We start from the raw sequence: 11,904 nt of genomic DNA on the forward strand, positions 1-11,904 counted from the left end.
AGTAGAAGATGATTTCATGCCATAAAAACGAAAAGATTTCATCAACAGCATTACTTTTTTTCATACAAAAGCCAGTTTAAAATTTTGTTTCTTTGTGTATTAATTCTTCAAAAATGGAAATACGCCACTTAAAATTGATAAAAGCAATTGTAGAAGAAGGAAGCATTACGAAAGCGATCGATAAACTTCATTTGACACAATCGGCTTTAAGCCATCAGCTCAAAGAAGCCGAATATCAATTGGGTACTGCTATTTTTTTGAGAGTCAACAAAAAATTAGTTCTCACAAAAGCAGGCGAAAAAGTATATAACGTTGCCAATGAAATCCTTACTAAACTTGCTGAAACTGAAACTCAGATTAAACAAATGGTTTTTGGCGAATCTGGCGAAATCAGGATTAGTACCGAATGTTTTTCGAGTTATCACTGGCTCCCATCGGTTTTAAAGCAGTTCCATCTTTTATATCCCAATGTCGAATTAAAAATTGTGGCCGAAGCAACACACATTCCGTTGCAGAAATTATTGGAAAATACCATTGACATTGCCATAGTAAGCGACACCATTAAAGACAGTCATATAAAATACACAGAGCTTTTTCAAGACGAAATGGTAATGGTCGTTTCCGAAAATCATGCTTGGGCAGATAAAAAATATGTAGTTGCAGAAGATTTCATCAGCGAACATCTGATTATTCATTCGCTTCCGCTTGAAACCGTTACCATTCATCAGTTTCTTTTGGCTCCAGCCAAAGTAAATCCGAAGAAAATAACTCCGATGCCATTAACAGAAGCTTCTCTGGAAATGGTAAAAGCCGACATGGGCGTTATGTCTATGGCAAAATGGGCACTGCAACCACATTTAAAAAACAATCCGATTAAAGCAGTAAAAATTGGAAAAAATGGATTGAAGCGAAAACACTTTATTGCGACACGAGCCAATGAAAATTACCCTGATTATTTTCATCATTTTATCAGCTTTTTACAAAACGAAATCAACTTACAATGGAATATTCAATAAGAAACTGCGAAATAACAGATTTACCCAAATTGCTCATTTTACTTCAAAAACATGCAGAATTTGAAAAGGCCGAATTCTCCCCAGAAGGAAAAGAAGAAGGTTTGAAGAATGCTTTATTTGGCGAGAATCCTAAATTATTCTGCTTGGTCGTTGCCGCAAATGAAACTATTGTTGGTTATGCATCCTATACTTTTGATTTTTCTACTTGGAACGCACAAACATTTCTATACATGGACTGTTTATTTTTGGAAGAAGAAACAAGAGGTTTTGGGATTGGTGAAATTTTAATCGAAAAATTAAAAGAGATCGGAAAACAAAACAATTGTGTCAATATACAATGGCAAACACCTGAATTTAATACAAGAGCCATTAAATTCTATAACCGAATGGGTGCAAAAGGAAAAGACAAAGTCCGATTTACGTTAACTTTGTAAATCTTTTTTGTTTCACGCAGATTCGGCAGATTGAGCAGATTCAATTTGAAATGATTATCTGCAAGATCTTCTTAAATCATTTTTAAATCTGCGTGAAAAAAACTTTGCAACTCTGCAACTTTGTAACTTTGCATCTTAAAAAGAAAAAATGACAAAAATAAGTATACTTGGCTGCGGCTGGCTTGGACTTCCTTTAGCAAAAGCATTAATTGCAAAAGGTAATTCAGTAAACGGATCAACAACTTCACAAGACAAACTTTCTATTTTGAAAGATGCGAGAATAAATCCGTTTTTAGTGACTGTTGAAAGCGAAAGTGTTTCTGAAAACATAACCGTTTTTTTAGCTGAAAGCGAAATCTTAATTATAGATATTCCGCCAAAACTAAGAACAGTTGACCCAAGTTCTGAGAAGAAAGTTTTTGTTGAAAAAATCAAAAACCTAATTCCGTTTATAGAAAAATCAACAATTCAGAAAGTTCTTTTTGTAAGTTCAACTTCTATTTATGGCGATGATAACGGTCTTGTAACAGAAGAAACCATTCCGAATCCAGACACCGAAAGTGGCAAACAATTGGTTTTAGCTGAAAAATTGCTGCAAGAAAATCAAAACTTTAAAACTACCATTCTTCGTTTCGCTGGATTAATTGGTGAAGATCGCCATCCTGTCAAGTTTTTAGCTGGAAAAGAAAATATTGAAAATCCAGATGCTCCTGTTAATCTAATTCATCAGAATGATTGCATCGGCATTATTGAAGCCATCATAAATCAATCCAAATGGAACGAGGTTTTTAATGCTGCTGCGCCTTTTCATCCAATAAGAGAGGAATATTATACTCAAAAAGCTGCTCAAATGAATTTGCCTTTACCAAATTTTAGCTCTGAAAAATCGAATATTAAAAAGGCCATTTCAAGTAAAAAGATTGAAAACAGTCTAAACTATCAATTCAAGCTGGAGAATTATTAAAAAAACTTTACGAACTTCGCGATAAACTTTTGCGCCTTTGCGGTTAAAAACAATGGAAACAGTCTATATCAATTCGCCTCTAGGAATCACCAAAATTATTGGAGATGAGAACGGCATTTCTGTAATTTCTGTTTCTGATGTTGGAACAAATGAAGTTTCTAAGGAAATTCCAAAGGTTTTACAAGATGCCGTTTTGCAGTTAAATGAATATTTTGAAGGCAAAAGAACCAATTTTGATTTAAAACTGAATCCGCAAGGAACCGAATTTCAGCAGAAAGTATGGAAATCACTTCTAGAAATTCCATACGGCAAAACGGTAAGCTACATGGATCAGACCAAAAAATTGGGCGATGTAAAAGCAATTCGTGCCGTCGCCTCAGCAAATGGCAAAAATCCACTTTGGATTGTTGTGCCTTGTCATCGCGTTATCGGAACAAACGGATCTTTGACCGGTTACGCTGGCGGATTGTCACGTAAAAAATGGCTTTTAGAACATGAAAGCCCGTCTGCACAGCAAAGTCTGTTTTAAATCCTACTAAAAAGAAGGATAATTCATTCATTTATTATTTTGCAACAGATTAAAAATTTAAATTTGTGTACATTTATACAGAATAAAAATTAGTTCGATTCGTGAATTACTTCGCCTGTTCGCTATCGCTCGGGTCGTGGCAAAACCACTATAAATGATTATGATTGAAAAAATTAATCTCAACAATATTCTCTTTCTCGATATAGAAACTGTTCCTGAAGAAGAAAACTTTAGTTCGCTTGACGCGGAAATGCAGTCGCTTTGGGATTTAAAAACGCAATATCAGCGAAAAGATGAGTTTACACCAGAAGAATTTTACGAACGTGCCGGAATCTGGGCCGAGTTCGGAAAGATAATCTGCATCTCGGTTGGTTTCTTTACCATCAAAGGAGACGTTCGAAATTTTAGAGTAACTTCATTTTTTGGTGAAGAGAAGAAAATCCTAAAGGACTTTTCCAATCTGATCAACAATCATTTTAATCAGCCTCAGCATTTGTTGTGTGGGCATAATTCGAAAGAATTTGATATTCCGTTTATTGCTCGAAGAATGATTATCAACCAAATGCCTATTCCAGACAAACTGAATTTATTCGGCAAAAAACCTTGGGAAATTCCGCATTTAGATACTTTAGAGTTATGGAAGTTTGGCGATTACAAGCATTTTACTTCTTTAAAATTGCTAACGAAGATTCTTGGTGTTCCTTCGCCAAAAGGCGATATTGACGGAAGTCAAGTTGCTCATGTCTATTACGTCGAAAAAGATATTGACAGAATTATTACGTATTGCGAAAAAGACACGATTGCTGTAGCTCAGATTTTCTTGCGTTTACGTCGAGAAGATTTACTGATTGAAGATGAGATTATTCATGTGTAACTTTAAAGTTGCTAAGATTCTAAGGTTCTGAGATGCTAAGTTTTTTAGCTACGCTGTTTAAATGAACTCAAATAACTTATATGTTTTAAAATGATTCATTCCGAAATTTCACATCATCGCATGGCTTCTCAGAAGCTTTATCAGGAAAATCAATGTTCTCCTCAGGAAATAGTACATCATTTTGGCGCTATGCAGGCTCAGGATTATGCCATGGCAAAATGGGCAATTGGTTCACGTTGCAATGCCTCTGAAAAAGAAATTGAGGAAGCCGTTAATTCGGGAAAAATTATTCGAACGCACATTCTTCGTCCTACCTGGCATTTTGTTTCTGCAGATGATATTTATTGGATGCTTGATCTTTCTGCTCCGCAAATAAAAAAGCTGGCCATTTCAGGTGCTAAAAAATTTGGAGTGGATGAAAAAAAGCTCATTCAGATCAATAAAACTATTGAAAAACTACTGGCGGGAAACAATCATTTGACTCGCGATGAAATTATGCAGGAGCTTAATATCAAAAAAACATCCAAAGAAGATTTTTTAGGCGCAGCCATTATGATGAATGCAGAATTGGATGGTTTGGTTTGTAATGGCAGAATGAAAGGCAAACAAATTACGTATGCTTTGCTCGAAGAAAGAGTTGATCGGCCAAAAACCAAATTGACTAAAGAAGAAGGATTAGCAAAACTTGCTCAGAGATATTTTGAAAGTCATGGTCCGGCAACTTTACTTGATTTTTCGTGGTGGTCTGGTTTTGCACCAACAATTTGCCAAAAAGCAATTAACGCAATTGAGTTGCAATTAAACTCTATTACTATTGATAATCAGACTTTTTGGTTTTCTAAAAACCGTTCAACAGAAGATAACTTTCGCGAAAGCGTACATTTTCTGCCAGCATTTGACGAAATTTTGATTTCATACAAAACACGCGAAGCTTCATTTTCTGGAGATCATCAATCCAAAACTTTTACCAATAATGGCATTTTTAAACCCATCATTTTAGAAAACGGAAAAGTAATTGGAATTTGGAAACGAACCATTAAAAAAGATCATGTAAAAATTGAAACGGAGTTTTTTAATGAAACTGAAAATTCAAAAAAGGCAATTCTGTTTGAAGGAATTAAAGCTTTTGAAACTTATTTGGAAACCAAAGTTGTGATTGGATAATTAATTTTTCAAAATAGATAATTAGATTTCGCCCGCTTGGGCTTTTCAATTTATAGCCTGAATGATTTCTATAAATATTTCGCTCTTCCAAAGCTTTTTCATTTGCATATAATTTTGTTTGTAACGTTTAATAGCTCTGGAAGAGCGAAATATCTATAGCAAATGAAATTTTCCTATTTCAAAAAGCCCCAGCGGGGCGACATATCAACTCAAATTCCTACCTCATTACACAAAATATTTATGCATTTTATTGCTAAATAATTACATTTACAAAAAAATGTAATTATGGTATTGAGCAGATTTTGGTTAGTTATTTTTATTTCTTCGATTCTTTTTATTGTAGTCAGTTTATTTACTGCCAATACTTATACCATTGATTCTGTTTTGAATGGAAAAAAAGATGATCCTATTTTAGTGTCTGAAAAATACATCGAAGAGCTTCCGGCTTTCTTAAAAGACAGTATTCAAAAAGCTCCAGATCAAACTATGATCATCAATCGTGATACGTTAAATGCCGACACAACGTATGTTTACAAAAACAAAACCGTAAAAATTTACAGCGGTCTTCAGAAATCTGATGGTTTATTGCCAACTTGCAAAAGCACTTTAGTCGATTTAATTTTGCCTCTTATTGCCTATTTGGCTTTTTTCTGCGGATTAATGGAACTTTTAATCGTTTCTGGAGCTTCTGGAAACTTGGCAAAAGCCTTGAGTCCTGTATTTGTAAAAGTTTTTCCAAGCATTCCTAAAAACCATCCTTCGATATCTTACATGACCTTAAACTTTGCTGCCAATTTCTTGGGATTGGATTCGGCCGCAACACCTTTTGGATTAAAAGCAATGGAAAGTTTACAGGAAATAAACCCTGAAAAAGATAAAGCCAGCGACGCACAAATCATGTTTATGTGTCTTCACGCTTCTGGATTAACCTTAATCGCAACTTCAATTATCGGTTATCGCGCTGCCGCAAATGCCAGTAATCCTGCTGATGTGATGCTGCCGTGTATCATTACGTCGTTTATCGGAACCATTGCAGCTTTTTTAATTGTTGGAGTCAAACAGAAAATCAATTTCAAAAGTGCTTCACTTTTAATTGGTTTAATGGGATTAATTGCTGCAATTGTTGGTTTATTGATGTATGTGAACCATTTAGATTTAATCGGAAAAAACTATTTTACCTCTAATCTTTCTGGATTAATTTTATTGGCGATTATAGTGTTTACGCTAATTTTTTCTTTCAAACATGAGAAAAAATTCAGAGAAGCAGACACTACCGTGTTCGATACTTTTGTTGTTGGCGCCAATAACGGAGTTAAAACTGGAGTTACAATTTTTCCATATGTTTTAGGAATGTTAGTTGCAATTTCGCTTTTTAGAAACAGCGGTTTATTTGAAATTATCAGTGATGCGATCGGATTTATCTTTTCGAATCTTGGCGTAAGCAAAGAAATTACAAATGCGCTTCCTGTTGCCATGTTGCGTCCGTTTAGCTCCGCAGGTTCGAGAGGTTTCTTAATTGATTCGATGAATACATTCGGAGCCGATTCTTTGACCGCTAGATTGAGCAGTATCTTCCAATGCAGCGCCGAAAGTACATTTTATGTTATTGCGGTTTACTTTGGTTCTGTAAACATAAAAAACACTCGTTATGCACTAGGCACAATGCTATTGGTTGATTTAATCTGTGTTATTACGGCTATTTTTGTAGCAACTTGGTTTTTCTAAGACAATCAAAAGCATCAAAATAAACGCTTCTTATTTTTCTTAAAGATCTTTAAAACAACAAATAAAGATTGTTGTTTTAAAGTTTTGATATAGGTCAATCCCATGAATCAGACGCATTATCCTACATTATTTTTTGATTTTTTATAAAAAACCTCTTATAATTTTATACTTTAGCCTTCTAACATAAATAAAACAATTAAATATTCCCCCAAATATGTTTAAATGGTTTTTAAGTAAAAAAAAGGAATCTAAGAGTTCCGAAAAATTCGAATGCGCTGAAGAGCCAAAACCTACAGAAAAGACTGTATCAGCACAAAACAAATTCGACACAAACAAAATGGACTGGCTCATTAATGACTCGCTTCTTGCGTTTATGCCTCGCGAATTATTTATGCACTATTTTGATGCTAACACCGCACCAGATCCTCAAGACCCTTCCTGGCAAAATCAAGGGCTGTATTTTTGGAAAGAAAAGGAAGCTTTCGAAAACAAATCGCTCCCAGAGTTTTTTGAAACCATGGACCAGAAATTATTTATCATCAATGAAGTTCCGGATTATATTTCGCTGGTTTCAGGAAAAGCGATGCCTTGGTTTGGAATGCCTGGAGGTGGAGAAAAATTCTTTTTCAGATATGATGAGACTACGCCCGTAACTTTAGAAGAAGCCCACAAACTCAATATTATCAATTATGTTGAAATTGTGGAATTAAATCAGGACAACCTGAGTGTTTTAAACGACAGGGACAATTATTGCTTTTTAATTGATCCTTACGAAGTGAAATACGAAGACCAGCTTTTTTATCTTAATGGCGAAAAAATATCGCTAGCAGAACTTTATCAAAAAAAGAAACTTTTAGTTCTATCTGTTGAATAAAATCACTTTTGAATTATAATTATGAAAATCCACACTCTTTTCTTCCTGCTCGTTTTAATAGGATGCCAAAAAACAAAACCAACAGATGCTGCTGCCCCAATTGCAGAAATCATGGAACCGCAAGAAACATTGGAAGTTACAAATGATGAAAAAATCATTAAAACTGACACGATTTCTATTTATTCTGACGGGACAGAATCGTCTACAGATTACATTCTGGCTCATTTAGTAGATCAGCAGGCAGATAAGGACAGTATTGTTACTGTAAAATACCGATTGGATTTTTATCAGAATAAAACCAAAACCGCATCTTCAAAAATTGCTATCAAAGGTTTTGAAAAAGGTTCTGAATGGATGGCGTCTTATGGATTGACATCTGAAACTTCTAAAAATTCTCCTTTTATACAACTTACCGTTGGCTATCCCGCTTGTGGCTATTCCCATGACAACTATCTGTATTATCTTAAAAACAAAGGCCTACAGCTAGTTCACCAATGGAGTACAATGTCTGATAGTGGCTGGGGAAGTTGGGTCGAAATAGAAAATCCGTCAGCAAACTCTGATCCAAAATCTTTTTATTGCAAAACCGTTGCATTTGTACCTGCAGATGAAGATGAAAACCTAGACATGGGAATCCTTTCGCACTCTGACTCAATATCTTTCGAATTAAAGGACAACAAATGGAAGAAGATTCTGTTATCTGCAAAAGACAAACCGTACTTCGAAAAAAAGATGACTTTTGATCAATTTAATAGCACCGAATAAAAATCATAAAACTGCTCAAGAGTTCTTATTCAAATTCTTTCTTAGGTAAATAATTTCTAAATTTGTAAAAAAACAAAACTAATGATTGATTTTATATACCAAGATCCTTATCCGATCTTAAAAGATGATACGCAGTACCGCAAAATCACTTCTGATTATGTAAAAGTTGAAAAATTTGGAGAACGTGAAGTTTTAACCGTTGACCCAAAAGGTTTAGAATTATTGGCAGAAGAAGCTTTGACAGATGTTTCATTTATGTTGAGAACTTCTCATTTGCAAAAACTAAGAAAAATTCTTGATGATCCAGAAGCTACTGACAACGATCGATTTGTAGCTTACAATTTACTTCAAAATGCATCTGTTGCGGCTGAAGGTCAGTTACCAAGCTGTCAAGATACAGGAACTGCAATCGTTATGGCGAAAAAAGGAGAAAGCATCTTTACAGGTGTTGACGATGCAGAATGGTTAAGCCGCGGTATTTTCAATACATATCAAAAAAGAAATTTACGTTATTCTCAGATTGTTCCGATTTCGATGTTTGAAGAAAAGAATTCAGGATCAAATCTTCCTGCACAAATTGATATTTATGCTAAAAAAGGAGCTTCTTACGAATTTTTGTTTATGGCAAAAGGTGGAGGATCTGCAAACAAAACGTATTTATATCAGCAGACAAAATCTTTATTGAATGAAAAATCACTTGACGAATTCATTCGCAGTAAAATCAAAGATTTAGGAACTTCTGCTTGTCCTCCATACCACTTGGCTTTAGTTATTGGCGGAACTTCTGCTGAAGCCAACTTAAGCGCTGTTAAAAAGGCTTCTGCTGGATATTACGACAATCTTCCAACATCTGGAAATATGGCTGGTCAGGCTTTTCGTGATCACGAATGGGAAGAAAGAGTTCAAAAAATCTGCCAAGAAAGTGCCATCGGTGCTCAGTTTGGAGGAAAATATTTCACACATGACGTTCGTGTAATCCGTTTGCCTCGTCACGCCGCTTCTTGTCCGGTTGGACTTGGAGTTTCTTGCTCTGCAGATAGAAACATCAAAGGGAAAATCACTAAAGACGGAATCTTTGTTGAACAGTTAGAAACAAATCCAAAACAATTTTTGCCAGAAACAGCTCCTCATTTAGAAGCTCCAGTAGAAATTGATTTAGATCAGCCAATGGCAGATATTTTAGCAAAACTATCTCAATATCCTGTTAAAACGCGTTTAAAATTAAACGGAACTGTAATTGTTGCTAGAGATATTGCTCACGCAAAAATCAAAGAATTACTAGATGCTGGAAAACCAATGCCTGATTATTTCAAGAATCACCCAGTATATTATGCTGGTCCGGCAAAAACCCCAGAAGGAATGGCTTCAGGAAGCTTCGGACCAACAACTGCGGGTCGTATGGACGTTTATGTGGATGAATTCCAGAAAAATGGCGGAAGTATGATTATGCTTGCAAAAGGAAACCGAACTAAACAAGTTACTGATGCCTGCAACAAATACGGCGGATTCTACTTAGGTTCGATTGGAGGTCCTGCTGCTATTTTGGCTCAAGATAACATCTTAAAAGTTGAAGTTGTTGACTTTGAAGAGTTAGGAATGGAAGCTGTACGTAAAATCACGGTTAAAGATTTTCCTGCATTCATCATTACAGACGATAAAGGAAATGATTTCTTTGCAAACTTGTAATTTTTCTTAACCGCAAAGAGCGCAAGGATTTACGCAAAGTTCGCAAAGAATTATATAAAACAAAAACCGCCAAAATAGGCGGTTTTTGTTTTTAATCTATAGCGTGGTGCCTTTGCGTAAATCCTTGCGCTCTTTGCGGTTAAAATACCATCATGCACTTAAATCTTGTTTTTCAAAAGCTATAAAATGTGATATTTCACCTTTCAAATTATAAACTGGCGAAGCATCAATTTTACATTTATAAGTTTGTCCATTTTTTCTATAATTTTCAAGCGTTTTTGCAAAAGGAATCTGTTTTTTAACCGCTTCCCTGATCTCCTTTAAATCTTTTTGGGAAGTTGCTGGACCTTGAAACATCTTCGGCGTCTTTCCTAAAACTTCTTCCTCTTTGTAACCTGTCATTCTTTTTAGGCCGCTAGAAGCGAAAACTATTTTCAGATTTAGATCAGTCACCAAAACCACTTCTTGTTTAATTCTCTCTTGAATATTGAGCTTTTTCTCATCCCAGACAAATTCATGTGAAATCTTACTGACTCTCTCCAAATCACTGCTTAACGCTTTTAGCTCATTTAGATATTCATAATGAAAATCCCAAGATAAGATTGGAACTGAATTTCGCTGCACTAGATCATCAGAATTTTTATTTTTCATATTAAAACAATTCAGAAGATGAATAGATCTTTTTCCCCAAAGATACAAGAAAAATCCTGTTATAAAAAGACATGAATCTTAATATACGATTAAAAATCATTATCAAAATGTAAATTTTAATTGAACCGCAACTGCTTTTTTTACTTCGGTATTCAAATTACTTAATGAAATTCCAAGCAATCTAACAGAATCCTTCATTTTTTCCTGGTACAATAGTTCTTCGACATTTTCCATAATCAAACTTTTATCAGAAATAAAATAAGGCAAAGTCTTGCTTCTTGTCTGTTGCGAGAAATCGCTGTATTTAATTTTGAGCGTAATGGTTTTCCCTGAAACATTATACCTCTTTAGACGCTTTTCTAACGAACTTGCAATTCGTTCCAATTGTTCCATCATGAAAATTTCAGAAGACAAATTCACATCAAAAGTATGCTCTGCCGCAACAGATTTAGCAATTCGAGAAGATTTTACTTCACTGTTATGAATTCCTCGAACAACATGGTAATAAAAAGCTCCAGATTTACCGAAGTGTTTCTCTAAAAACTCCAAAGACTTGCTTTTCAAATCGGTTCCCGTAAAAATTCCGAGTTGATACATTTTTTCCGTAGTAACTTTTCCAACTCCATAAAATTTACGGATCGGAAGATCTTCCAGAAAAGCTTCCACTTCATCAGGGTTTACGGTTTTTTGTCCGTTTGGTTTGTTATAATCGCTGGCAATTTTGGCCACAAATTTATTGACTGAAATACCTGCTGATGCCGTTAGTCCGACTTCATTAAAAATTCTGGTTCTAATTTCCTGTGCTAGAAGACTTGCGCTCGGATTTCCTTTTTTGTTTTTGGTCACGTCCAAATAAGCCTCGTCAAGCGAAAGAGGTTCAACTAAGTCGGTATATTCATGAAAAATTTTATGAATTTTGGATGAAATCTCTTTATAGCGGTCAAATCTTGGTCTGACGAAGATAATTTCTGGACAGTATTTTTTGGCTAAAACTCCACTGATGGCACTCCGAACTCCAAATTTTCTAGCTTCGTAACTTGCAGCAGAAACCACACCGCGATTCTCTGAACCGCCAACCGCAACGGGTTTTCCTCTTAACTCTGGATTGTCCATCTGCTCTACCGATGCATAAAAGGCATCCATATCAATGTGAATTATTTTACGATATGTTGGTGTTTCAGACATATTGCAAATTTAAAAAGGAAAAACAATAAAAAAACGC

12 protein-coding genes are annotated in these 11,904 nt (G+C 35.1%); 10 read left to right on the plus strand and 2 right to left on the minus strand.

What is annotated here, in order from left to right; translation table 11 throughout:
* Nucleotides 1–113 precede the first annotated feature (113 nt).
* The 10 genes from FF52_RS11350 to FF52_RS11395 all read left to right on the plus strand — a co-directional run bounded on the left by FF52_RS11350 (nt 114) and on the right by FF52_RS11395 (nt 10,031).
* Nucleotides 114–1,016, plus strand: coding sequence for a LysR family transcriptional regulator (locus tag FF52_RS11350; RefSeq protein WP_008465551.1), 903 nt, complete (start codon nt 114–116; stop codon nt 1,014–1,016).
* Nucleotides 1,001–1,450: a GNAT family N-acetyltransferase gene (locus tag FF52_RS11355; RefSeq protein ID WP_008465552.1), complete on the plus strand. Its 450-nt coding sequence runs from the start codon at nt 1,001–1,003 to the stop codon at nt 1,448–1,450. Before FF52_RS11350 ends, FF52_RS11355 begins: the two co-directional genes overlap by 16 nt.
* 148 nt (nt 1,451–1,598) lie before the next feature.
* Nucleotides 1,599–2,414, plus strand: coding sequence for an SDR family oxidoreductase (locus FF52_RS11360; protein ID WP_008465554.1), 816 nt, complete (start codon nt 1,599–1,601; stop codon nt 2,412–2,414).
* A gap of 52 nt (nt 2,415–2,466) precedes the next feature.
* Nucleotides 2,467–2,943, plus strand: coding sequence for a methylated-DNA--[protein]-cysteine S-methyltransferase (locus FF52_RS11365; protein ID WP_008465556.1), 477 nt, complete (start codon nt 2,467–2,469; stop codon nt 2,941–2,943).
* 160 nt (nt 2,944–3,103) lie between these two features.
* Complete coding sequence (locus FF52_RS11370) at nt 3,104–3,817, plus strand: 3'-5' exonuclease (protein ID WP_008465557.1); 714 nt, start codon at nt 3,104–3,106, stop codon at nt 3,815–3,817.
* 90 nt (nt 3,818–3,907) lie between these two features.
* Nucleotides 3,908–4,981: a winged helix DNA-binding domain-containing protein gene (locus FF52_RS11375; RefSeq protein WP_008465558.1), complete on the plus strand. Its 1,074-nt coding sequence runs from the start codon at nt 3,908–3,910 to the stop codon at nt 4,979–4,981.
* A 285-nt stretch (nt 4,982–5,266) separates the two neighbouring features.
* Complete coding sequence (locus FF52_RS11380) at nt 5,267–6,706, plus strand: nucleoside recognition domain-containing protein (protein ID WP_008465559.1); 1,440 nt, start codon at nt 5,267–5,269, stop codon at nt 6,704–6,706.
* A 214-nt stretch (nt 6,707–6,920) separates the two neighbouring features.
* Nucleotides 6,921–7,580, plus strand: coding sequence for a hypothetical protein (locus FF52_RS11385; RefSeq protein WP_008465560.1), 660 nt, complete (start codon nt 6,921–6,923; stop codon nt 7,578–7,580).
* Nucleotides 7,581–7,601: 21 nt separating this feature from the next.
* Nucleotides 7,602–8,345: a hypothetical protein gene (locus tag FF52_RS11390; RefSeq protein ID WP_008465561.1), complete on the plus strand. Its 744-nt coding sequence runs from the start codon at nt 7,602–7,604 to the stop codon at nt 8,343–8,345.
* An 81-nt stretch (nt 8,346–8,426) separates the two neighbouring features.
* Nucleotides 8,427–10,031, plus strand: a complete 1,605-nt coding sequence (locus tag FF52_RS11395) for a fumarate hydratase (RefSeq protein WP_008465562.1) — start codon at nt 8,427–8,429, stop codon at nt 10,029–10,031.
* 150 nt (nt 10,032–10,181) lie between these two features.
* Here FF52_RS11395 and FF52_RS11400 read toward each other — a convergent pair whose 3' ends face one another.
* Complete coding sequence (locus tag FF52_RS11400) at nt 10,182–10,682, minus strand: PAS domain-containing protein (RefSeq protein WP_008465564.1); 501 nt, start codon at nt 10,680–10,682, stop codon at nt 10,182–10,184.
* A 102-nt stretch (nt 10,683–10,784) separates the two neighbouring features.
* Nucleotides 10,785–11,867: a DNA polymerase IV gene (gene dinB / locus FF52_RS11405; RefSeq protein ID WP_008465565.1), complete on the minus strand. Its 1,083-nt coding sequence runs from the start codon at nt 11,865–11,867 to the stop codon at nt 10,785–10,787.
* Between the last annotated feature and the right edge of the window lie 37 nt (nt 11,868–11,904).

Origin of the sequence: Flavobacterium sp. F52 (assembly GCF_000278705.1) — a bacterium.
Taxonomy (GTDB): Bacteria; Bacteroidota; Bacteroidia; order Flavobacteriales; family Flavobacteriaceae; genus Flavobacterium; species Flavobacterium anhuiense.

What these genes read in the sequence shown, in the direction of transcription:
- FF52_RS11350 (WP_008465551.1), top strand. Translation starts at nt 114, where the DNA reads ATGGAAATACGCCACTTAAAATTGATAAAAGCAATTGTAGAAGAAGGA.
- FF52_RS11355 (WP_008465552.1), top strand. Translation starts at nt 1,001, where the DNA reads ATGGAATATTCAATAAGAAACTGCGAAATAACAGATTTACCCAAATTG.
- FF52_RS11360 (WP_008465554.1), top strand. Translation starts at nt 1,599, where the DNA reads ATGACAAAAATAAGTATACTTGGCTGCGGCTGGCTTGGACTTCCTTTA.
- FF52_RS11365 (WP_008465556.1), top strand. Translation starts at nt 2,467, where the DNA reads ATGGAAACAGTCTATATCAATTCGCCTCTAGGAATCACCAAAATTATT.
- FF52_RS11370 (WP_008465557.1), top strand. Translation starts at nt 3,104, where the DNA reads ATGATTGAAAAAATTAATCTCAACAATATTCTCTTTCTCGATATAGAA.
- FF52_RS11375 (WP_008465558.1), top strand. Translation starts at nt 3,908, where the DNA reads ATGATTCATTCCGAAATTTCACATCATCGCATGGCTTCTCAGAAGCTT.
- FF52_RS11380 (WP_008465559.1), top strand. Translation starts at nt 5,267, where the DNA reads ATGGTATTGAGCAGATTTTGGTTAGTTATTTTTATTTCTTCGATTCTT.
- FF52_RS11385 (WP_008465560.1), top strand. Translation starts at nt 6,921, where the DNA reads ATGTTTAAATGGTTTTTAAGTAAAAAAAAGGAATCTAAGAGTTCCGAA.
- FF52_RS11390 (WP_008465561.1), top strand. Translation starts at nt 7,602, where the DNA reads ATGAAAATCCACACTCTTTTCTTCCTGCTCGTTTTAATAGGATGCCAA.
- FF52_RS11395 (WP_008465562.1), top strand. Translation starts at nt 8,427, where the DNA reads ATGATTGATTTTATATACCAAGATCCTTATCCGATCTTAAAAGATGAT.
- FF52_RS11400 (WP_008465564.1), bottom strand. Translation starts at nt 10,682, where the DNA reads ATGAAAAATAAAAATTCTGATGATCTAGTGCAGCGAAATTCAGTTCCA.
- dinB (WP_008465565.1), bottom strand. Translation starts at nt 11,867, where the DNA reads ATGTCTGAAACACCAACATATCGTAAAATAATTCACATTGATATGGAT.